The sequence below is a fragment of the Cupriavidus sp. 2SB genome (assembly GCF_005503625.1).
Classification (GTDB): domain Bacteria; phylum Pseudomonadota; class Gammaproteobacteria; order Burkholderiales; family Burkholderiaceae; genus Cupriavidus.
Genome location: NZ_SCMX01000084.1, coordinates 1 through 21,314, shown reverse-complemented (window position 1 = coordinate 21,314; position 21,314 = coordinate 1). Strand labels below are relative to the sequence as shown.

Genomic DNA, 21,314 nt, shown 5'->3' with positions numbered 1-21,314 from the left:
GTTCTCCAACAGGGAATGAATAGATGGCATGCGGGCGCATGCCTCGACGCAGCGTTACGGAGTCGTAGACCGGCTTCAACGATCAGGGACAGTCGGCTGGGAATGCGAATGGATTGATTCCAGTACGCAGGAAACCCATTCTTTCCGCCTCGTAATCGAGGTGGAGCGACGCCAGGTCATCTGCAACCGGATCAGCGCGCGCATCGAAGTCCGCGAAGCAAACCTTAAGGTATCCGTGACAATCCCCGCAGGTCTCCAGCTTGACCACCGCACGAGCCTCGTCTACTGACCAATACTCCACTTCATCGTCGCCACCGCAGCAACTGCACACCGCACGTACCAGATGCCATCGCGTCTCACAGAGTGGGCAGTGCAGATAGCGCAAGCCGCCGCGCTTGCCACCAGGGACGATGCTGGCCGAAGGCGCACTTCCGCACGTTGGGCAGTCGAAACGCGTCTGCACTGGTCCCTGAAGATCGTGCCGGGACGGCATGTGTGCTGCAACATGCGACCACTGCAGAGATAACGCAGCCCAAAGGAAGACAGACTCACGCTGCCCCACGCTTCCGAATCGACCCTGCAGTAACGACTGCGCTTGATGCACCAGCCTCGCTGGCTCGTTCATTCCGGCAGGCGCCGCGGCAGGCATCGCCTGCACCAGCCTCGTCAATGCTTCCTGCCAGCAAGGTTGTGCGAGCAGCTCGTAGGTCGATAGTGCATCGGCGCGTGTCATGCCTGGCGCCGCGTTCGCGTGCGGCAAAGTCGCGAAAATTTCCTGCTGCGCCGTACAGACTTTCGCTGCGAACTCCAGGTAGGCCGCCTCGGGATGGTCAACGGCAAGTTCACGCAGTCTTTTGGCCCGTTTGCCATAGAGAGACAGGGGGTCGGGCCATATCACATGCTCGATCAGCAAAGCTGCCGAGCGCTCATCTGCCGGAACGATATCGATGGTGGTCATTGATGTTTTTTCCGGGAGTCCTGCGCGGCCTGCTTTAGTCTCACTTCCTCGTACCAACGATCATGGTGTTGTCTCGCCCATGCGCGACTCACATAACCGGTGAGCATCGAGGCGATGGAGCCGCGTACCCAGATAGCCAGGTGAATATGTCCCACGATGAGCAAGATGAGTCCAACACCTGCCAGTGCATGCCCAAGCAACGCGAGACGGACGACGGGAATGGGGAAGAGCGTAGCGAAGTAGGCTCGCCAGATCACGATCCCCGTCAGGAGAAGCATGCAGATCAGGGCCATGATCAGCCAGAACAGCACCTTCTGACCCGCGTTGTACTTGCCGATTCGCAGCGGCTTGTCATGCCGGTTTCTGAGTACATCTCCTGCATGGTGAAACCAGATCCGATCTGTTGCGACGAACAGATTGTGCTTCGCAAAGCGGATGAACATGAACGCCAGCAACAGGAATACTGCGACGCCAAAGAATGGGTGCAAGACGCGCGCAAGCTGCGGTGTTCCCAGCACAGAACTCAGCCATGACAGGCTGGGAAAGAACCAGGAAAGGCCCGAGCAAGCTGCCTCGAAAAAGCAGAACGCGAGTACCCAATGGCAGGCGCGCTCGATGAACCCCGTGCGAAGAATCTTGTTTGCAGTTTTCATGAAGGAACCCCTCGTTCAATCTTCGTCGCCTTCGGTCGTGGTGTTCGGTCCTACACCTACGTAGTGCAGAAACGAGCCTGCGAGTGTCGCGACAAAAGCCGCCGCAGCGAGCGGCTTCATCAGCCCCTTCCAGCCACGCACGACAGCACTGATGCGGGGATCCTTTGGCAGGCCACGATAGAGCTGAGGTCGGTCCGCATGGTGCAGGACGTACATGACGTGGGTGCCGCCCACACCGGCCGGATCGTAGATCCCCGCGTGTTCATAGCCGCGCGTGTTGAGCTCCGCCACGCGCTTGCTGGCCTGTTCGGTCATTTCTTCCTTGGTGCCGAATGAGATGGCACCGGTGGGGCAGGATTTCACGCACGCTGGCTCTTGCCCCACAGCCACGCGGTCCGAACACAGCGTGCATTTGTACGCACGGTTGTCCTCCTTGCTGATGCGGGGGACGTCGAAAGGGCAACCGGCCACGCAGTAGCCGCACCCAATGCAATGTTCGGACTGAAAATCCACGATGCCGTTGGCGTACTGGATGATCGCGCCTGGGCTCGGACATGCTTTCAGACACCCCGGGTCCTCGCAATGCATGCAGCCGTCCTTGCGGATCAGCCACTCGAGCTTGCCGGATTCGTTCTCATACTCGTCAAAACGCATGAGCGTCCAGGTCTTGGGCGACAGATCGCGGGGATTGTCATAGACGCCGACATTCGTACCCACCTCGTCACGCAGATCGTTCCATTCGGAGCAGGCAACCTGGCATGCCTTGCAGCCAATACAAATGGAGACGTCAATGAGTTTTGCCACTTCCAGTTGGTGGTCCCGCACGCGCGGTGCAGGCGTGGCGGAGTGGGTCGCAGAACGACGGATGATGTCTTGTGGTTGAATCGACATGAACGCCGCTCCTAGATCTTCTCGATGTTGACGAGAAATGCCTTGTACTCGGGGGTCTGTGTATTGGCGTCGCCAACAGCGGGGCTCAGGGCATTCGCGAGGTATCCCTTTTTCGTGGCACCCTCGAACCCCCAGACGCATGGCACACCGATGGTGTCCAGCGGTTCGCCCATGACCTCCAGTGTGCGGATTCGCTTGGTGACCACAGCGCGAGCCTTGATGTATCCGCGATGGGAGGACACCTTGACCATGTCTCCGGCAACAATGCCCTTGCGCTGTGCAAGCTGTTCGCCGACTTCAACGAACTGCTCGGGCTGCAGGATCGCGTTCAACCGCGAGTGCTTGGTCCAGTGCCGGAATAGCTCGGTGATACCGTAGGTAGTGGCCACGTAGGGAAACTGGCGGCGATCGCCCATACGTGCCGAGTCGTTAGGCAAGACACGTGTGGACGGATTCTGCTTGACCGTCGGATGCAATGGATTTGCAGCGATCGGGCTCTCGACGGGTTCGTAGTGTTCCGGGAACGGGCCTTCCACCAGGCTGCCTCCGGAGAACAGTCGCCCTACACCTTCTGCCAGCATGATGAACGGACCGGCAGCGCTTCCCGGTGGCACGGTCACCGGGAAATCGGGCTCGTCAAAGCCTGTCCAGCGCTGACCATTCCATTCGATCAGCTTGCGCCTGGGATCCCAGGGCTTTCCATCGAGATCCAGTGACGCACGGTTGTACAGCACGCGCCGATTCTGCGGCCAGGCCCAGGCCCATCCCGGCGTGCAACCGAGTCCGGACGGGTCGGAGTTGTCGCGGCGAGCCATTTGATTCCCGCTCTGTGTCCAGGACCCCGCGAAGATCCAGTTAAGGCTGGCGGTTGTGCCGTCATCGCGCAGAAGAGAGTAGTCGGATAGCAGTTCGCCCTTGCGCGCCAGGCGTCTTCCACTTGCATCGTGGAGATCTGCCAGCGCATAACCATTTGTCTCTCGCGCGATCTCTTCTGGCGTCGGATCCTCGGGGACTATGTAGTTCCACGACATGTTCAGTACGGGATCGGGATTTGCGCCGCCTTCCTTTTCGTACAGTTCGCGCAGCTTCGTGAACAAGCCTCCTATGATCGCGGCGTCCTGTTTGGCTTCATGCGGTGGATTGGCGCCTGCCCAGTGCCACTGAAGCCAACGGGCGGAATTGACGATGGAGCCGTTCTCCTCTGCAAAACAGGATGACGGGAGACGGAAAACCTCGGTCTGAATCCGCGATGAATCTACGTCATGTTGCTCGCCATGATTCTTCCAGAAGGTCGACGTTTCGGTGCCAAGCGGGTCGATGACGACCAGAAACTTGAGACGCGAAAGTGCCTGCTGGATCTTGTTCTTGTCTGGCAATGCGGCCAGGGGATTGAAGCCCTGGACGATGTAGCCATTAACCTTCCCTTCGTACATCATGTCTGTGTACGCGAGGACGTCGTAGCTCTTGTCCCATTTGGGCAGCCAGTCAAAACCCCAGTTATTGGCGCGCGTGGCCTTGTCTCCCCAAAAGGTCTTCATCAGGCTGACGAAATACGCCGGTGTATTTCGGAACCCATTGACCTGATCGGGAATCAGCTCGCGCGGTGTGCTTTGCGCGAGATACTGGTCGAGCGTGGTTTGCTTTTCGGATGGCAAATCCATGTAGCCAGGCAGCCTCAGCGATAGCAGCCCGAGGTCCGTGTAACCCTGGATATTCGAGTGGCCCCGGAGCGCATTGACGCCGCCGCCCGGCATACCGATATTGCCGAGAAGCAACTGGATGATTGCCGCACCACGGATGATCTGCGAGCCGGATGAGTGTTGGGTCCAGCCCAGCGCATACAGGAAGGTCGCGGTCTTGTCCCGCGCGCTGGTTTCGGCCAACACCTCGCAGATGTGGCGGAAGTCGTCCAGCGTCACGCCGCAAAGGCGCGCCACCAGGTCTGGCGTGTAGCGCGAGACGTGCTGACGTAGCAGGTTGATGACACAGCGCGGATGCTGGAGCGTGGGATCCTTGCGCGCATGCCCCTGCGCATCGAGTTCATAATTCCAGCTCGAGCGATCGTAGGTACGCTGGCCGGGATCGTATCCGCTGAACAGGCCATCGTCGAACGCGTAGTCGTCGCGCACGATCAAGCTGGCATTGGTGTACGTCTTGACGTACTCATGCTGGATTTTGTCGTGCTGCAACAGGTAATTGACCACACCCATCAGGAACGCGATGTCCGAGCCGGTGCGAATCGGGGTGTAGAAATCGGCGACAGATGCGCTGCGATTGAAGCGGGGATCGATGACGATGACCTTGGCCCCATTCCTGATCTTTGCCTCGATCACCCATTTGAAACCAACTGGATGGGCCTCGGCGGGATTTCCGCCCATGATGATGACAACGTTGGCGTTCCGGATATCCACCCAGTTGTTCGTCATCGAACCTCGGCCAAACGATGGTCCGAGCGCCGCCGGGGTTGGGGAGTGACAGACCCGAGCCTGGCTGTCCATGCCGAGGATTCCCAGGGCACGCGTAAACTTCTGATCCAGTACACCTGTCTCGTTGCTCGCTGCCGAAGAGCAAAGCATCCCAGTGGTCAGCCAGCGATTGACGAGGACGCCTGCGTCGTTGCGTTCGACGAAGTGCTTGTCCCGATCATCCTTCATGAGCCGGGCAATGCGCGCGAAGGCGTCGTCCCAACTGATGCGTTGCCACGCGTTCGACCCGGGCGCCCGATACTCGGGATACTTCAGCCGGCTATCGCTATGGATGAAGTCCAGGAGGCCAGCGCCCTTGGGGCAGAGGGAACCTCGGCTGACCGGATGATCGGGATCGCCCTCGATATGAAAGATGCTCGCCTTCGCATTCTTTGCACCGTCGCCGAGGCTATACATCAACAGGCCGCAGCCCACGGAACAGTAGGTGCAGTTGTTGCGAGTCTCCCTGGCGCGAAGCAGCTTGTATTGTCTGGACTGCACCGCGTAAGCCGTGGAGGGAGTGAAACCCAGCGCCAGTGCAGTTGCCCCTGCCGCCCCCGCACCACACAGCTTCATGAACTGCCTTCTTCCGGGATTCAAAACCAACTCCTTGAGCAATGGATGTTGCCTGGCTCGAAACGAAATAGGTGTGTCGATCGGATTTGGATGTAATCGCTATCGCGATTGTTGGTGATGTCGCTGCATTACTTGTCGTGCGGAATCCGCAATCATGACGACCGCACCCGCCAGCATCAGCACATCTTTCAGAACCAGTCGCCCACCTCCGGACAGGTATGGGAAACCATAGTTCGCATCCCCCAGGTTGGCGACCCAGGCTTCGGGCGTGGTGATGAGGAAGGAAAGTGTGACGATCGGTGTCAGGAACGCGAGAATCGATCCAATCAGGCCGAGCGTGGGTGAGAACAAGTAGGAGAGGACCAGCAGGCCAATGATGATTTCCACCGTACCAAGCCCATTGGAAAACGCATACGTGTGGTTGGCAACCTGCCATGCGCGCTGCACAAGATCGAGTTGGCCTTCATGCGTCAGATGGGCGTGGTAGGCCTCGGGATGCGCATAGAAGAAGGACAGGAATGGGCTGTTGGCGACGAACGGCGTAATGCTGTCCGCTTCGTACGGCACGAACTTCAGTGCGCCAATCCACAGGAAGATGATGGCTACACCGATGCGAATCATCGGAATCCCGATGTGGTCGAGCCGACTGGCAACGACAAGCAAATCGCGGAATTTCATTTCAGGGGTTCCTTACGGTAGATGTGCAAATCAGTCGTACTACCCGGTATCGTTTCAAGGACGGTTGACGACGCCCGTCGTCGAGCTCATGCCATGGGCGTGAGCCTGCTGATACTCAGCTTTGCGATACCGGAAAGGGCTTTCGTCAGTTGTGTGAAAGCTGGCGACTTCGTGTGCGCCTCAAGGTCAGACTCACTGTGCCAACGTTCCACCATGACGTAGCTGCGTTCATTGCCGATATCGGCTAGCAGCTCGTAACGCTCGCATCCGGGCTCTTGCCGCACGAGTGGCACCGCTGTCATGAGAGCGTCGCGCACTGCGGCTTCGGCGCCTGGATCGGCGGTGATGGTGGCGATGATTGCGATGGGTTTCATTTGAGGTATCGCTTTCGCGTCGAATGCAGGTCTTCCGTGTGTCGCCACAACATTAGATCTGTCAGCTCACAAGTTAAAGCGCCGGCATCCGAACTGAGTGTTTGGTGGAGATTGACAATGCAATTTGCAGAGTCACGTCACCGAAGGAAAATCCAGAATCGTGTCGTTGACGCGATTGAAGATGTTGGTGGTCAGGATGGCGGTGACAGCGAAGATGGCTTCCGTCACTTGCGTATCGCTATATCCTGCTTGGCGGACCTTATCCAGGGTGGCCTGCGGGACCGTTCCCGATGTGCGTACCAGCGTCAGCACAAATTTCACGAGGGCATCGATCTTTGCATCGGCGCTCAGGCCGCCGGCGCGCAGCTCGCGCATCTGATCTGCCGTGTAGCCCGCCATCTTGCCCGACAACGTATGGGCAGCGAGGCAATAGTCGCAGCCGCTGTTTTCGCTAATGGCCAGGTTGATCGCCTCCAGTTCCTTTGCCGACAGTGCGCCGCTCGATTTCAGGGCCGCGTTGGCAGCCAGCAATGACTGGAGCGCGACCGGCGATTGCGATCCGATGCTCGCGTACGCATTCGGCACCTTCCCAAGGCCGCGCTTGATGCTGGTAAAGAGCTCTGCTGTCAGGCCAGTAGCGGTCGCGACATCGATCGTGGACATGCGAGTCATTTTTTATTCCTTTTATAGATGATTTTCACTATTCGTCGAAGTTGCTGTTGAAGAATCCAGTCGGATTGATCGGATCACCGTCGATCATTTGCAACTGCTACAACCATAACGGCAACAAGGTTGCGTCAGAAGCGTGTTCGGCAAACATAGCTTTCGGCCAAGCGTGACAATTCCTCACGGCGTACCAACTTTTCGTTGATAGACTTTTTAATTCAAGGCCGTGATGAAGGGCGAAGACGTGCGAGGACTGGGGACGAACGGCAACCGCCATTGCCCACCATTTCGATGGCAACGACGGTCGAAACGCGTTTCGAAGCGATGCAACTGCAACCACCACTATTCATCCATGTAGCGATGAGGTATGTGGCTAGCAAAACGTCGCGCTTATTCGTTACTGCTTGCGGGTTCCGGACGCGGGTGCCGATGCTGGCCTGCTCGTTGCCGCCGCGCGGGATTCAGCCTCCTGCAGATCTGCGGGATACGTGCTGCTATCGCGATGGGGGTCAAAGCCCGCGGCCTCGATTTGTACAAGTTCCTTTTTCACTTGCTCGCGGGTGACCACGTCCGTTGCTTTTTGACTTTGAGCATTGGCGACCGAGGCGGCAGTCACGGAGATACCGAGGATCAGGCTGCTAACGATAAGTTTAGTTTTCATGGATGCTCTCCTGTTGTGTTGGAGAGACAAAGATAAGTCCTCAATGCCGGAAGCAAATAGGGCCTTAATCCGAAAACAACGTCCAAGGAAAGTGTCTGGACGTCTGTATGGAAGTTCGATAGAGGTGCTGATGGTGCGGTTGCGAACGGGGAATCAGAGATGCTGCAGGGACTCTCGACGCTTTTGCTGTTGCAATGCATCGAAGAGGCGCTGGCGACGATCGCTCACGTTCCCATACCCGGACCGTTGATCGGCATGCTACTGCTGCGCGTCTGGCTATTGGTATGAATGGCGTCCTGACAGCAATCCTCGCTCCCCTTTTCGCAGCGCTGTTGCGATGAATGCGGAAACGAAGGCGAGGGTGTCTCGGTTGCTAGGCTGCGATGGGAGTACGGGCATCCCTGCGCAACTCCTGAGGGCTGACGCCAAACGCGCGCACGAACACTTCGCGCAGGTGGTTCCGATCACGGAAGCCGGTTTCCCGAGCGATGACCTCCAGCGGGTGACGTCCGCGTTCGATCATGGTGCGCGCCGCTTCCATCCGGAGTTGTTCGACGGCTTTCGCGGGCGATTGCCCTGTTTCGGACTGAAAGATGCGCTGGAATTGCCGGGTGCTGAGATGGGCGGCGCGAGCCAGTTCCTCGATCCGCAGCGGCCGGGACAAATTCTGGCGCGCGTACTCGAGGGCAGTCTGGATGCGGTCCGATTTGGGGGCGAGCTTCAGCATCTCGGACTGCTGGGACTGACCACCGGCGCGACGCTGGTTCATCACCATGACGCGTGCGACCTTCGTTGCCACCTCATTTCCCAGGTCCTTCTCGACGAGGCCCAGGGCAAGGTCCATGGCAGCGGTCAAGCCGGCGGAGGTCCAGATGGCGCCATCCACGACGAAGATGTGGTCGGGTTCGATCTGGGCCTTGGGACAGCGCGCCTGCAGTGCATCGGCGTAGGCCCAGTGAGTAGTCGCGCGCTTGCCATCGAGCAAGCCGGCGTCTGCCAGCACAAATGCACCGGTGCACAGTCCGGCCGTCCGGCGCGAACGTTCCGATGCCGCACGGACGAAAGCCAGTTCGGCGGAGGTACTGGAGCGCTGGGTCGGGTCGACGATGCCACTGATCATCCAGGTATCGGCGTCGGTGGTGTCGTGAATGGGCTCGGTCTTGACGGACACGCCCAGCGAGGCATGGACGTCTCCACCTGACAGTGAGTAGTTGACCACTGAGTAGACGCGCTCCCGGGCCACGACATTGGCGAACTCGAACACGGATTGCGTGCCGATTGCCATGACTTGAAACCCGTCCGTCAAGAAATAGCCGATCCGATGCATCCGCTTCACCCGTGCTGCTGCCTGAAACCTCGGATTATAGAGGGAGCGACGAATGTATGCCGGGCGGAAGAAAACCGCATGGGCCGAGCGTGGCGCGGCGCGCACGGAATGGTCCGTGCGGTCAGGGCAGGGCGCAGGCGGGCTCGGCCGTATCGGTTCGTTCTTCCGCCGCCGTGGCGGGAGGACGGGGCGCAATGGTGTCTTCCAGCGCCGAAGAGAGCCAGTCGACGAAGACGCGCAGCGCCATCGATTCGCGAGTCCTGCACGCATAGACGGCATGGATCGGCCGGGCTCGTGGGCGGCAATGCGCAAGCACCTCCTTGAGCCGTCCACTGGCAAGATACGGCGCTGCCACGGTATCCCAGACCTGAATGACACCGCCATTCTGCAAGCCATATTGAAGCAGCAGGTCCATGTCGTCGAAGGCAATCGATTCGGGCATCCGGTGTCGGGTGCTCCGGCCGTCCAGTGCGAATCCAAATTCCCAAGGGCGACTGTCGCTTTGATGCGAGGCGTGCGCCGTACGATGCGCTGACAAGTTCTGCACGGTTTCGGGGCATCCGTGCCGGGAAAGATAGAGCCGGCTCGCCACCGTGATTAACTGGTACGTCCCGACCTGACGGCTGAAATGGATGGAATCCTCGAGGTCACCCAGCCTGACGGCGCAATCGATGCCGTCGCGGATCAGGTTCGAGGAATGCCGGGGCGTGGAGATTTGCAGGCTGACGTCGGGATACTGGAGACGAAATCGGGCCATGTAGGGCATCAATTGGCGCGCAATGTCGCCCGGCAACTCCACGCGCAACCTGCCGCTCGCCTGCTCCGCAGCCGATCCGATCTTGGATTTCAGGTCGGTAATGTCGAGCAATATCTTGAGGCAATGTTCGTAGAACGTCATGCCGGCGGGCGTCGGCCGAACCTGGCGCGTCGTACGGTGCAGCAGTTTCACCTGCAAGTGGACCTCGAGCTGTTGAATCAGCAGACTCGCAGACGCTTTGGGAATGCCCAGAAGGCTGGACGCACGCGTGAAATTCTCGCATTCGACGATCCGCGCAAATACTTCCATTGCTTGCAGCATGCGTTCCATGGCCCTTCCCTCGTGTGTCGCGCTTTGGTGATGGTCCGAGTGTAGGGTCGGCAGCGCTGCTGCAACAGTCGCAATTGGCGCATGATGAGCGACACGTTCGTATAGTTGCCCGCCTGGCGCGAGCGCGTGCGTATCAGGAGCCCGCGCCAAGAACCCGCGACAGCCAGCCAACCAGATCGCTGGGGTCCACCGGCTTGTCGAGCATGCAGAGGGCGCCATGCTGTGCAGCCTGGTCACGATGGTACGGCGTGGCATGGGCCGTGACAAAGATGAATGGCGTCTGACGGCCGGCTGCGCGGAGCCGGCGCAGCAGTTCGATGCCAGACATGGCGTCCAGTGCAATATCGCAGATCAGGCAGTCGTAGGCACTGTTGCTCGGATGGGCCATGAAGCCTTCCGCAGAGGAAAAAAAGGCCGCCCCCCAACCCAATGAACGAATCAGCGCACCAGTGGACCTGCGAACGGATGGTTCGTCATCGATGACACAAACAATCTTGGCAGGAACGGGCATCAGCGTCAGAACGGGCACGACATAGGGGAGCGCTTCGCGGGGGAGCGTTTGGTCGGACATTAGCGCAATCACGGGGCGGGTTCACTTATACGGAAGTATCGCGCTGCATACGCCATCGCACATCGGGTTTGCACCGAAGGGGGTGGCGATGCCGGCGACATCGCCCGCCAAGCGTTAGCGCCATCGGAGCGCAACACTATACGTTCGTATAGTCGCCGGCACATTCGCCGTGTGGCGTTGCTACCATTGCAAGGGCATGACCGGCCGTCACAACATCCTCTCCATGAGCTATCCCGATACCGACGTTTCCGCGCATCGCTGCACATCCGACGAGGATGGCTGCTCACGCATGGAATCCAGCCGCGTGCTTGTGGACGAGACCTTCCGTTTCGCGCCGATTCCCATCCTGGTGGAAGACTGGTCCGGCATCCGGCAGTGGGTCGATGATCGCAAAGCCGAGGGCGTAACGGATCTGGACGCTTATCTGGACGACAATCCCACGGCGATCCAGCAGTTGCGCGACCGCCATCACCACTTCGTGGATGCCAACGAAGCGGCATTGACATTGTTCGACGCGGAATCGCGTGAAGCGTTCTTCGTCGTGGCAAAGGCGTTGCTTCCCGCCAGTCGGCCCAGCAATTCGAAGGTACTCAAGGCTATCTTCAATGGCGAAACGGCTTGCCAGGGCGAGCGCACCCTGACGTCGCTGACGGGCCGCACGATCCCGATCGTTTGGCGCTGTTCGTTACCAGCGGACCCCGCGCGTTATGCACGGCTGCACTTCTATGCGTTCGATATCTCCGAGTATCAGGAGAACATCAACCGCCTGCAGGTCATGCGTGCCGACATGGCGCGTGCGGGGCGTATTGCACTGGTGGGGCAACTGGCGGCATCCATTACACACGAGATCAGCCAGCCACTGTCCGCAACCCGGACATCGATCGAAGCCGCCGCGCGCTGGCTGGATCGCGAGCAACCGGAGATGGCGGAAGCCATGGCATCGGTACGCGATGCTGGCCGCTGGGCACGGGATGCCACCGACATCTGCCACAGGCTGCGCGGATTCATGATGCACACGCCGGTACAGGCGCGGTTGCAGTCGGCAGCCGAAGTGGTGGCATCGGCGATCTACCTGATCTCGCCGGAAGCGGGTGCCAGGGAAATAGAGGTGGAAACGTCGGTTGACGCGGGCCTCCGCGTGTTCGTGGATCGCGTTCAGCTCCAGCAGGTATTGGGCAATCTTCTGCTGAACGGTATTCATGCAATCGAAGCCACATCGGATGCGCGGGCGCGCAAGTTGAGCGTGCTGGTCGAGCCAGAAGGCGAATCCAGCCTCCTGTTCAAGGTGGTGGACACCGGACATGGCATCGATGCGATGTTGCTGGAAACGTTGTTCCAGCCATTTGCCACATCGAAGGCAGAAGGCATGGGCATGGGACTATCCATCTCCCGGTCCATCATCGAGGCGCATGGCGGGCGCATCTGGGCGGAATCCGCCGAGGGAACAGGCGCGACGTTTTGCTTTACGCTACCCGGCGCAAAGGCCTTCGCGGCGTAGTCAGTGGCGGATGCCCCTCTTGATGATGCCGTAGCGCCCAGACCGCCGCGAGTGCGCCCACTGCAGCAACTGAGATGTACCACGCTGCGGCCATCCGGCTTCCCGACCACGCGTTCCACGCGGTAACCAGCGCCGGCGCCGTGCCGCCGAACACTGCTACGCCCACTGCATAGATGAAGGAAAGCGAGGTTGCGCGCGACGTACTGCGTACCGTCGAGAGCAGGAGTGCAACGGTCGGGCCGGCCGCCAGGCAACTCGCCGCAGTCACCACGACAATGCCCGCAACGAAGACCCCATTGCCCATGCCATGGACTGCGGCGAGATACGTCGGTATCACGGCCAGAATTGACAGTATCCGTGCCCAGATGACGACGGCGGCATACCCGTGGCGATCGGCCAGCAGTCCGCCCAGGATGGATGCCGCAGACGTGATCGCGCCCAGAGCCATCGTCACGAGAAAAGATTCCTGCAGCGTTGGCATGGTTCCCGCCATCTCGAATGGGGCGGTAAAGGTGGCCACATAGGTTGGCACCGTACCGCCCGCGATCAGAAACGTTCCCAGTGCAAGGACTTTCCAGCCTGTCAGGCGCCCGGCGTGGGCGTCCGCCGGGATGTGCCGGGGCACGTCATGAGGCCGTAGACGCCGGCGCAGGAGCATCTGCACGGGAATCATCGTGACTGCCAGAAGGAAGGGGATTCGCCATCCCCACGCGGCGAGCTGCACCGGGGTCAGCAGACTATCCAGCAGGAGTCCGCAAGCGCCGATTGTCAGCAACGCGAGTCCTTGTCCGGCGAGCAACCAGCCGCAGTAGAGTCCTCGCCGTTCCGGCGCACACTGCTCGATCAGGTATGCACCTGCTGCGCCGATTTCGCCACCGATGGCGAAGCCCTGGATCATCCTGCAGGCCAGCAGCAGAAGCGGTGCGGCAATGCCGAGCACGTCATGGCCCGGCAAGAGCGCGATGCCCAGCGTGCCAATGGCCACCAGTGTGACATTGAGCACCAGCGCGGGCTTGCGCCCCACACGATCAGCATAGGCGCCCAGTACGAGCGCGCCGATCGGGCGCATGAGAAACCCCGTGGCAAACGTACCAAAAGCAGCCAATGACGCCACACCCGCATCGCCGTGCGGGAAGAATGCCGCGCCGATGAAGCGGGCGAACGTGGCATAGGCGAAGTACTCGAAGAACTCCAGCGCATTGGCCAGGACCACTGTCACCAGCGCGCGAGGATTCAGTGTCCCTGTCACGAAAGGGGCACCCGTGCTAGCGAGACATCGGCTCGATGCCAAGCATCTGCGCCTTGCGGACGAGGTCGGCAACGGAATTCGATTTCATCTTCTTCATGGCGGTGCCGCGATGGACCTTGACGGTAATCTCGCTGATGCCGATGCCTGCCGCAATCTGCTTGTTCAATGCACCGCCAACCACGTAGGCCAGCACCTCGCGTTCGCGAGAAGTCAGAGACTCATACAGCTCGGTGATGTTGTTGAGCAGGTAGTCGGCCTCAAGTCGCTTCTTGTCCTGTGCCAGTGCGGCGGTGACCGCATCGATGACATCCTGTTCGGACAGGGGCTTGAGCAGAAAATCGGTGGCTCCTGCCTTCATCGCCTTGATGCAGATGCTCACGTCCGCAAAGCCCGTCATGAAAATGATGGGCATCTGTTGGCTGGCTTTCTCCTGCTGCTGGAAGAACAGGCCGCTTTCACCTCGCAGGCGGACATCGAGCAGCAGGCAGCTTGGTCCGATCGTCTTCTCCGACGCCTTGAATGCCGCTGTACCCTCGAAGCTGCGGACGGTGAATCCGACGGAACGCAGGAGGTTCTTCAACGACGAGCGGGTCGCTTCCTCGTCGTCGATGATGTAGACGACCGAGGTCGCCTCCTGTCTTTGGGCAGTACTGGGCATGCTTCTATTCACGAGTTCGGAAAGACTATCGAGTCGTGATGGTGGAGATGTGTTTCCAGGCGTCACGGTCGCGGCGATTGTCGCACAACCGTCCTGCGGAGGTTTGGCGCAAACCGCCACGAAAACCACGTGCCGAACGGCGTCACGCAAGGGCGACGGTGATCGATTGTTCGGCTTGGACGGAAGTACTGTTCAGGCGTCCACGCTTTATCAGGACTGGGTTTGCGGCTAACTTTCACATCGACGCAGCGTTCGAGCAAGACGCTGCGATTGGGTGAGCACGGCGCCGAGTCATGGCCGTCCATGTCCGAAAACCTCACGATAAATGTCGTTTCCGATTGATGGGCAAACGGGAATCATGAGGGCCTGACACGCGTGCCGCTTGGTGCATCGATGTAAATGCAAGGTTGGACAGAATGAATGCTTCATTGGCCGAAATCTCGGCAAGCCTTACCGCCAGAACGCGTTTTGTCGACGTGCCGGGCCGGCGTCTTGCCTATCGCACCATCGGAAGCGGCAAGCCGATTGTCCTGTGCGTCCGGTTCCGCGGCACCATGGACGCCTGGGACCCGCTGTTCCTGGATAGCCTGGCGAGCCAGGGATTCCAGGTGACGGTGTTCGACTACAGCGGGTTGGGACAGTCAACGGGCGACCCTACCTATCAGCCCGCGGCGCTCGCCAGAGATGCAATCGATCTGATCACCGCCCTGGACCTGAGCAGCGTCATTATCGGAGGATGGTCGGTTGGTGGAATTGCCGCCCAGCTCGTGATGACGATGGCGCCGCAGCTCGTCAGCCACACGGTGCTCATCGGCACCACCCCGCCGGGTCATCTGGTCAAGCCGGGCGAAGCGCTCTTCTACACACTGGCCAAGCGCGAGAATGACTTCGACGATTTTGTCAGCCTGTTCTTCGAGCCGACTTCGGCCGAGAGCACGGAAGCGGCAAGACGGTCAGCCAATCGGCTTGCGGCGCGCAAGCTGGACATCAGCCCTGAAGTGCCGTGGCAATGGGCCGGAGCGCAGCTTGGCGATGGGCCGAAGAATCCGGTCTTTCCGGTCGACGCGGTGCTGCAGGCGCTCAAGTCCACACGCATCCCTGTCCTGCATATCGGCGGCGATCACGACATCGTGTTTCCGGTGGAGAACTGGTACGCGCTCAACAACCAGTTGCCGACCTTGCATCTGGTGACATTTCCGCGCGCCGGACACGGTCCACAACTCCAGTATCCCCAGGCGTCCGCGCGGCATATCGCCGCGTTTGTCGACACCCAGGCGTAGCTGAACCCAGTTGGTATCCGGCGTGTCAAGCGCGCCGCTCCAGGTACTTCGGGCCCAGCCCCGAAGTGGATTGTCTCGCCCTCTGAAAAGCAAACCAACGCAAACCAAAGCAAAAGGTAAAACCATGTCTGACCTGATCAATCTCGCCATCGATGCCGCGGGTGGCCTCGAACGCTTCCAGAGTTTCAAGCGCGTCTCGGCACGCCTGCACCACACCGGAATCCTGTGGGATCTGAAACAGCGTGCAGGTGTGCTGACGGATTCGCGCGTGACCGTGGACTTGCATGCGCAACGGGTTTCGCATGAGCCGTTCGCACCGACTACCGATCATTCCGTCTTCACGCCGGATCGTGTCGAGATCCGGCAAGCGGACGGCACGCTCGTCGAATCGCTCGATCGTCCCCGCGCATCGTTCGCCGGTTTCGAACTCGAAACACCGTGGTCGAATCCGCAGTTGGCGTACTTCGCGGGCTACACGATGTGGACGTACCTGACGTCGCCGTTCGTGCTGCGCCATCCCGGCGTGGTGGCCACCGAGATCGAACCCTGGGTGGTGGATGGCCTGTCCTGGCGGCGTCTGCGTGTGACGTTCCCGGATTCGGTGGCGACGCATAGCGCAGAGCAGACCTACTATTTCGACGCCGACGGACTGCTGCGCCGTCACGACTACGAAGTGGATATCCAGGGCCGCAATGCCGCCGCCCGTTACCTTAGCGACTACGTCGAGGTGCAAGGTATCCGCATGCCGACACGCATGCGTATCTATCCGCGCACGCCAGAGAATCTCGCAATGCCGGAGCCGCTGATCGTGGGCGTGGACCTGTCCGATTTCCGCTTCGAGTGAGACCCCGACGATGACTGCACCTCAAACCTACCGTGCCGCTGTGGTGGTGGCACCCGGCAAGTTGTCAATGATCGATCGACCGATCGAGGCCCCCGGCTTCGGACAAGTCCGCATTCGCGTAGAAGCCTGCGGCGTCTGCCACTCGGACAGCGCGACCGTTGCGCGGGCGCCGGCCAATCTGGAGCACGGGTTGACCCCCGGTCATGAAGTCGTGGGCCGTATCGACGCGGTTGGCAACGGCGTCGAGGGCTGGCATGTGGGCCAGCGTGTGGGCGTGGGCTTCCTGGCCGGCGAAGACCGGACTTGTCCGTCTTGCCGCCAGGGCGACGTGGTGAATTGCCAGAGTCCTGTGATCACGGGCATGACGACCCACGGCGGCTATGCCGAAAGCATGCTGGCAGAAGCGCGCGGACTCGTGCGTGTGCCGGACGAACTTGATGCCGCTGAAGCGGCGCCGCTGCTGTGCGCTGGCCTGACCACGTTCAACGCCTTGCGCAATGCGAATGCACGGGCTGGCGATGTGGTGGCAGTGCATGGCCTTGGCGGCCTGGGTCACCTCGCCGTGCAGTTCGCGCGCAAGATGGGCTTCCATACGGTGGCGATCGCGCGGGGCGCAGACAAGGCGGAACTCGCGGCCCAACTCGGCGCCCATCGCTACATCGATTCCGAAAGCGAGGATGCCGTAGAAGTACTACGCAGCCTGGGCGGCGCGAAGGTGGTATTGGCGACGGCACCGACCGGCACCGGCATGTCCTCACTCGTTCCGGGGTTGGCGGCGCGTGGCCAGTTGATTGTCGTAGCCGTACCGGGAGATCCGCTCTCGTTGACCGCTACGGACCTCGTGTTCGGTGCGCGTGCCGTGGTGGGTGCCCTGACCGGAACGGTCTACGACAACGAGCAGACATTGGCCTTTGCCAATCTGCAGGACATTCGCCCGTTGATCGAAACGTTCCCGCTGGAACAGGCCCAGGTGGCGTACGACCGAATGATGCGTGCCGATGTGAGGTTCCGCGCGGTGCTGGTCATGCCGGCCTACGACGGCCCCTCTGCCGTATGAAGGATGCAACGATGACACTCATGACTTCCTCGAACGCGCCGACCCAGTATGTCGAAGCGGGTGGCGTGCGCTATGCGTATCGCCGCTTTGGCAACGCCAATGGCGGGCTGCCGTTGCTTTGCCTGCAGCACTTCACGGGTACCCTCGACAACTGGGACCCGGCCATCGTCGATGCGCTGTCCACGGACCGGGAAATCATCCTGTTCGAGAACGCGGGCGTGGGTCGTTCCGGCGGCGCAGTCCCTGCATCGATCACGGCGATGGCGGAGCATGTGCTGCAGTTCGTCGGTGCCATCGCGCTCTCGAAGTTCCACATCCTGGGTTACTCGCTCGGCGGATTCCTGGCGCAGGAGATTGCCATCGCAAAGCCGGATCTGGTTGCGCGCATGGTGCTTTCCGGTAGCGCGCCAGAGGGCGGGAAAGGCGCCGGCATGGATCGCCCGGAACTGATTGCCATCTATACGGATGGCGAGATGCCGATGCCGGAGAAGCTCAAGCGGCTCTTCTTCCCGGCGACGGTCGAGGGCAAGCAAGCCGCGGAAGCCTTCGTGAATCGCCTGGCATCGCGAACCGGCGAAGCGGATCTCCCGGCCAATGCCGAGGTCGCGCCGGCACAGCTCGGTGCCATGATTGCCTGGGCGAACTGGCCGGGCGATGTGGCGCGCAAGCTGGCGACGATCCCGCATCCCGTGCTGGTCACCAATGGCGACAACGACACCATGATCCCCACGCGTAACAGCTTCGTGCTTGCGGAAGGTTTGCCGAATGCCACGTTGATCGTCTATCCCAACGCCGGTCACGGCGCGCTGTTCCAGTATGCGTCAACGTACGTCGCACACGTGCGCGAGTTCCTGCACGGCGCCTGAACGCGCTGTATTTCCATAACGAGGAGTCAAGCAGAATGAAAGCGATTGTTTACGACAAGGCTGGCCTGCCGATCGAAGATCCGCGTGCCCTGTACGAGATGGAACTCCCGCGACCGGAACCGCAAGCGCGTGACCTGTTGGTTCGGATCGAGGCGATTGCGGTGAATCCGGTGGACAGCAAGCTGCGTCTCGGCGTGCAACCGAATGGCCCACGCGTGCTGGGCTGGGATGCGGTAGGCACCGTGGAAGCGGTCGGCGAGGCGGTGGAACTGTTCAAGGTGGGCGACAAGGTCTGGTACGCCGGCGACATCACGCGACAAGGCAGCTACGCGGAATACGGCATCGTGGACGAACGCATTGCCGGTCATCGCCCCAAGTCGTTGAAGACCGCCGATGCAGCGGCCCTGCCGCTGACGAGCATTACCGCGTGGGAATTGCTGTTCGATCGGCTGCGGATTCCGGAGGGTGGCGGCCAGCAACAAAGCCTGCTCGTAATCGGCGCGAGTGGCGGTGTTGGCTCCATCCTGATCCAGTTGGCACGCAAGCTGACGGGCCTGACTGTGATCGGCACGGCTTCGCGACCGGAGTCCCAGAAGTGGGTAACGGATCTGGGTGCGCACCTCGTGATCGACCACAGCCAACCGCTGCAACCGCAACTGACGGCGGTGGGCATCCAGCAGGTAGACCACGTCATCAGCCTGACGCATACGGACAGCTACTACGCGCAGATTGTGGAACTGCTCAAGCCGGAAGGACAGTTGGCATTGATCGACGACCCTGCCACCCTGGACGCGATGCCGTTGAAGCGCAAGTCGATTTCCCTGCATTGGGAGTTCATGTTCACGCGGTCGATGTACCGTGCGGCGGACATGATCGAGCAACACAAGCTGTTGGATCGCGTGGCCGCATTGCTCGACGAAGGCGTGCTCAAGACGACGGTCGGCGAGCACTATGGCGACATCACGGTCGACAACCTGCGTCGCGCGCACGCGGCGCTGGAGAGCAACAAGACCGTGGGGAAAATCGTCCTTGCGCGTAGCTGACCTGGGTGAACTGGGCGCGATGATTGTTGAGGCGTCTGGTGGACCATGGCGGCAATCTCGCAGACTGGCCGGCCCTCCGCGGGGGGGGGCATGGCTGCGGATGGCTTGCGCAGGTCGTCAGTGCCCGCCGCTTACGAACCATGAATTGGCAAGATGAATTCAACGATAGTACAGACAAACCTTTCGGTGACGCACGTCAGCGAGGTCTTCGAGATTGCGCCGGATGAATTCTGCCGGCTGTTGGAACAACAACTTGGAAAGCTGGATCATGCCGCATTGGATCTGATGTATCGAGATCCGGCCGCCGCTGAAGCGCAGATGGCGGAGATGGGAGGTCCGCACGGGTTGATGCTGTTCGACAAGCTGGATCACGGCGTCCTGTTCGCACTGGGCGGCGAGCCACGCTTTTCCGTCCGCTATCACATCGGCAATCCTCTCGTGGCGTGGCGCATGACGCGGCATGATATGCGCGCCGCGTTGTACGCGCCGCTGACCTTGCTCGTCTTTGGCAATGGTGAGCATCTCACGCAGGTCGAGTACGACCTGCCGTCATCGCTCTTTGGTCAGTTCGGTGATGCCGTCGGCACCGTTGGCAAGTCTCTCGATGAAAGGCTGCGGACGATCTTCAGCGCATTGGTCGGCCAAGAGGCACCATGACTTCGCCGACGACGAAAGGGTTCTCGATTCCGGCTTCCGCAATGGGCATTGTGCTCGGCATGGCCGGTCTGTCGAACTGTTGGCGAGTTGCCCACACGTTGTGGGGTGTCGGGGCAGCGGTGTCCGATGCGCTGTTTGCGGTCACCACGCTCATCTGGGCTGTGCTCGTACTCTCATTCGTCGCAAAATGGCTCGCGCACCGCGATGAGGCCCTCGCCGAAGCCCGGCATCCGGTAGCCTGCTGCTTTATCGGTCTGATACCGGTGGCGACGCTGCTGGTCGCGGTATGGCTGCATGGCTTCGCGCCGGCGATTGGGGCGACCCTGATCGTCATCGGCGCGATTGCCCAACTGGCCTTCTCCACGCTTCGCAGCGGCGGCATGATGCGCGGTGGCCGCAAGCTTGAGGACACTACTGCGGTCATGTATCTGCCGACGGTGGCGGGAAACTTTGTCTCCGCGATGGCCATGACCTCGCTTGGATGGATGGATCTGGCAAAACTGTTCTTCGGGGCGGGGCTGTTCTCATGGTTCGCCCTGGAGTCGATTATCACTTATCGCCTCTACCTGGGCGACGAACTGGCGCCCGCAGTGCGGCCTACGCTGGGCATCCAGCTTGCGCCACCGGTGGTCGGCGCCACGGCATATCTTGCGGTGACGGGCGGCAGGCTTGACTGGCCTTTCTATGCGATGGTCGGCTACGGGATGCTGCAAATGCTGTTCCTGCTCCGGCTCTCACGGTGGTTCCTGGCATCTGGTGCGACACCGGGTTTCTGGGCGTTCAGCTTCGGGATCACAGCGCTGGGGATGTCATGCATGCGTGCAGCGACTATTGCGCCGGATTCCCTGTTCGCGAGCATTGCATTGCCGGTGTTTATCTTTGTCAATGTGGCAATCGGCTCGTTGATCTTGTTGACGCTGGGGCTGCTGTTGCAAGGGCGCTTGTTTCGTCGACCGGGTTGACCGATGTGAGAAAGGGATATTTGAAGGCAGGTTGTTGGTAGTACCGAAAAAATGCATAGGCAACGCTCAAGAGGCAGGGCCGCGCATCAAGGAATTTTTATGAAAAAGCTCACGACATCTTTCGGCGCGCCCGTCGTCGACAATCAGAACATCCAGACGGCCGGCCCGCGCGGCCCTGCACTGCTGCAGGATGTCTGGTTCCTGGAGAAACTGGCCCACTTCGACCGCGAGGTCATCCCCGAGCGCCGCATGCACGCCAAGGGTTCCGGTGCCTATGGCACGTTCACCGTCAC

23 protein-coding genes are annotated in these 21,314 nt (G+C 60.5%); 10 read left to right on the top strand and 13 right to left on the bottom strand.

Annotation, left to right across the window (positions count from 1 at the left end; translation table 11 throughout):
* Positions 1 to 82: 82 nt before the first annotated feature.
* The 8 genes from fdhE to FFS21_RS27075 form a co-directional block, all read right to left on the bottom strand.
* Positions 83 to 958: a formate dehydrogenase accessory protein FdhE gene (gene fdhE / locus FFS21_RS27110; protein WP_137927789.1), complete on the bottom strand. Its 876-nt coding sequence runs from the start codon at positions 956 to 958 to the stop codon at positions 83 to 85.
* Complete coding sequence (locus FFS21_RS27105; protein ID WP_137927788.1) at positions 955 to 1,611, bottom strand: formate dehydrogenase subunit gamma; 657 nt, start codon at positions 1,609 to 1,611, stop codon at positions 955 to 957. Before FFS21_RS27105 ends, fdhE begins: the two co-directional genes overlap by 4 nt.
* A 15-nt stretch (positions 1,612 to 1,626) precedes the next feature.
* Positions 1,627 to 2,502: a formate dehydrogenase subunit beta gene (gene fdxH, locus FFS21_RS27100; protein ID WP_137927787.1), complete on the bottom strand. Its 876-nt coding sequence runs from the start codon at positions 2,500 to 2,502 to the stop codon at positions 1,627 to 1,629.
* Between the two features lie 11 nt (positions 2,503 to 2,513).
* On the bottom strand, positions 2,514 to 5,543 hold the full coding sequence (gene fdnG / locus FFS21_RS27095; protein ID WP_212745272.1) for a formate dehydrogenase-N subunit alpha: 3,030 nt from the start codon (positions 5,541 to 5,543) through the stop codon (positions 2,514 to 2,516).
* Between the two features lie 99 nt (positions 5,544 to 5,642).
* Positions 5,643 to 6,221 carry a reactive chlorine resistance membrane protein RclC gene (gene rclC, locus FFS21_RS27090; RefSeq protein WP_137927785.1) on the bottom strand — a complete coding sequence of 193 codons (579 nt, stop codon included), beginning with the start codon at positions 6,219 to 6,221 and terminating at the stop codon, positions 5,643 to 5,645.
* 86 nt (positions 6,222 to 6,307) lie between these two features.
* On the bottom strand, positions 6,308 to 6,595 hold the full coding sequence (locus tag FFS21_RS27085) for a putative quinol monooxygenase (RefSeq protein ID WP_137927784.1): 288 nt from the start codon (positions 6,593 to 6,595) through the stop codon (positions 6,308 to 6,310).
* 132 nt (positions 6,596 to 6,727) lie between these two features.
* On the bottom strand, positions 6,728 to 7,267 hold the full coding sequence (locus tag FFS21_RS27080) for a carboxymuconolactone decarboxylase family protein (RefSeq protein ID WP_137927783.1): 540 nt from the start codon (positions 7,265 to 7,267) through the stop codon (positions 6,728 to 6,730).
* 391 nt (positions 7,268 to 7,658) lie between these two features.
* On the bottom strand, positions 7,659 to 7,922 hold the full coding sequence (locus FFS21_RS27075; RefSeq protein ID WP_137927782.1) for a DUF4148 domain-containing protein: 264 nt from the start codon (positions 7,920 to 7,922) through the stop codon (positions 7,659 to 7,661).
* A 159-nt stretch (positions 7,923 to 8,081) separates the two neighbouring features.
* On the opposite strand from FFS21_RS27075, the gene FFS21_RS32750 reads away from it, so the two are divergent.
* A complete protein-coding gene (locus tag FFS21_RS32750) occupies positions 8,082 to 8,210 on the top strand; it encodes a hypothetical protein (RefSeq protein ID WP_255459375.1) in 129 nt (42 codons plus the stop codon).
* A gap of 85 nt (positions 8,211 to 8,295) precedes the next feature.
* Here the strand turns inward: FFS21_RS32750 and FFS21_RS27070 are convergent, their stop codons facing one another.
* From FFS21_RS27070 to FFS21_RS27060, 3 genes are all read right to left on the bottom strand, one after another.
* A complete protein-coding gene (locus FFS21_RS27070) occupies positions 8,296 to 9,249 on the bottom strand; it encodes a GlxA family transcriptional regulator (RefSeq protein WP_137927792.1) in 954 nt (317 codons plus the stop codon).
* A gap of 121 nt (positions 9,250 to 9,370) precedes the next feature.
* Entirely contained in the window at positions 9,371 to 10,336 is a 966-nt protein-coding gene (locus FFS21_RS27065) for a LysR family transcriptional regulator (protein WP_171020503.1), read from the bottom strand.
* 133 nt (positions 10,337 to 10,469) lie between these two features.
* Positions 10,470 to 10,847 carry a response regulator transcription factor gene (locus tag FFS21_RS27060; RefSeq protein WP_249359687.1) on the bottom strand — a complete coding sequence of 126 codons (378 nt, stop codon included), beginning with the start codon at positions 10,845 to 10,847 and terminating at the stop codon, positions 10,470 to 10,472.
* Positions 10,848 to 11,103: 256 nt separating this feature from the next.
* Between FFS21_RS27060 and FFS21_RS27055 the strand changes: the two genes are divergently transcribed.
* Complete coding sequence (locus FFS21_RS27055) at positions 11,104 to 12,405, top strand: sensor histidine kinase (protein ID WP_237380416.1); 1,302 nt, start codon at positions 11,104 to 11,106, stop codon at positions 12,403 to 12,405.
* On the opposite strand, the gene FFS21_RS27050 is transcribed toward FFS21_RS27055, so the two are convergent.
* Positions 12,371 to 13,654, bottom strand: a complete 1,284-nt coding sequence (locus FFS21_RS27050; RefSeq protein ID WP_171020502.1) for an MFS transporter — start codon at positions 13,652 to 13,654, stop codon at positions 12,371 to 12,373. The genes FFS21_RS27055 and FFS21_RS27050 overlap by 35 nt on opposite strands.
* 16 nt (positions 13,655 to 13,670) lie before the next feature.
* A complete protein-coding gene (locus FFS21_RS27045) occupies positions 13,671 to 14,312 on the bottom strand; it encodes a response regulator transcription factor (protein ID WP_137927778.1) in 642 nt (213 codons plus the stop codon).
* 428 nt (positions 14,313 to 14,740) lie between these two features.
* Between FFS21_RS27045 and FFS21_RS27040 the strand changes: the two genes are divergently transcribed.
* The 8 genes from FFS21_RS27040 to FFS21_RS27005 all read left to right on the top strand — a co-directional run.
* A complete protein-coding gene (locus FFS21_RS27040) occupies positions 14,741 to 15,592 on the top strand; it encodes an alpha/beta fold hydrolase (RefSeq protein WP_137927777.1) in 852 nt (283 codons plus the stop codon).
* A 124-nt stretch (positions 15,593 to 15,716) separates the two neighbouring features.
* Positions 15,717 to 16,436, top strand: coding sequence for a hypothetical protein (locus FFS21_RS27035; protein ID WP_137927776.1), 720 nt, complete (start codon positions 15,717 to 15,719; stop codon positions 16,434 to 16,436).
* Between the two features lie 10 nt (positions 16,437 to 16,446).
* The gene (locus tag FFS21_RS27030) at positions 16,447 to 17,493 is read left to right on the top strand and encodes an alcohol dehydrogenase catalytic domain-containing protein (RefSeq protein WP_137927775.1); all 1,047 of its coding nucleotides are present in this window, start codon (positions 16,447 to 16,449) and stop codon (positions 17,491 to 17,493) included.
* Positions 17,494 to 17,504: 11 nt separating this feature from the next.
* A complete protein-coding gene (locus FFS21_RS27025; RefSeq protein ID WP_137927774.1) occupies positions 17,505 to 18,359 on the top strand; it encodes an alpha/beta fold hydrolase in 855 nt (284 codons plus the stop codon).
* 35 nt (positions 18,360 to 18,394) lie between these two features.
* Positions 18,395 to 19,402: a zinc-binding alcohol dehydrogenase family protein gene (locus FFS21_RS27020; protein ID WP_137927773.1), complete on the top strand. Its 1,008-nt coding sequence runs from the start codon at positions 18,395 to 18,397 to the stop codon at positions 19,400 to 19,402.
* 153 nt (positions 19,403 to 19,555) lie between these two features.
* The gene (locus FFS21_RS27015; protein ID WP_137927772.1) at positions 19,556 to 20,059 is read left to right on the top strand and encodes a DUF302 domain-containing protein; all 504 of its coding nucleotides are present in this window, start codon (positions 19,556 to 19,558) and stop codon (positions 20,057 to 20,059) included.
* Positions 20,056 to 21,021, top strand: a complete 966-nt coding sequence (gene tehA / locus FFS21_RS27010) for a dicarboxylate transporter/tellurite-resistance protein TehA (protein WP_137927771.1) — start codon at positions 20,056 to 20,058, stop codon at positions 21,019 to 21,021. The genes FFS21_RS27015 and tehA overlap by 4 nt, the downstream gene beginning before the upstream one ends.
* 99 nt (positions 21,022 to 21,120) lie before the next feature.
* A partial coding sequence (locus FFS21_RS27005) for a catalase (protein ID WP_137927770.1) occupies positions 21,121 to 21,314 on the top strand: 194 nt, incomplete at its 3' end.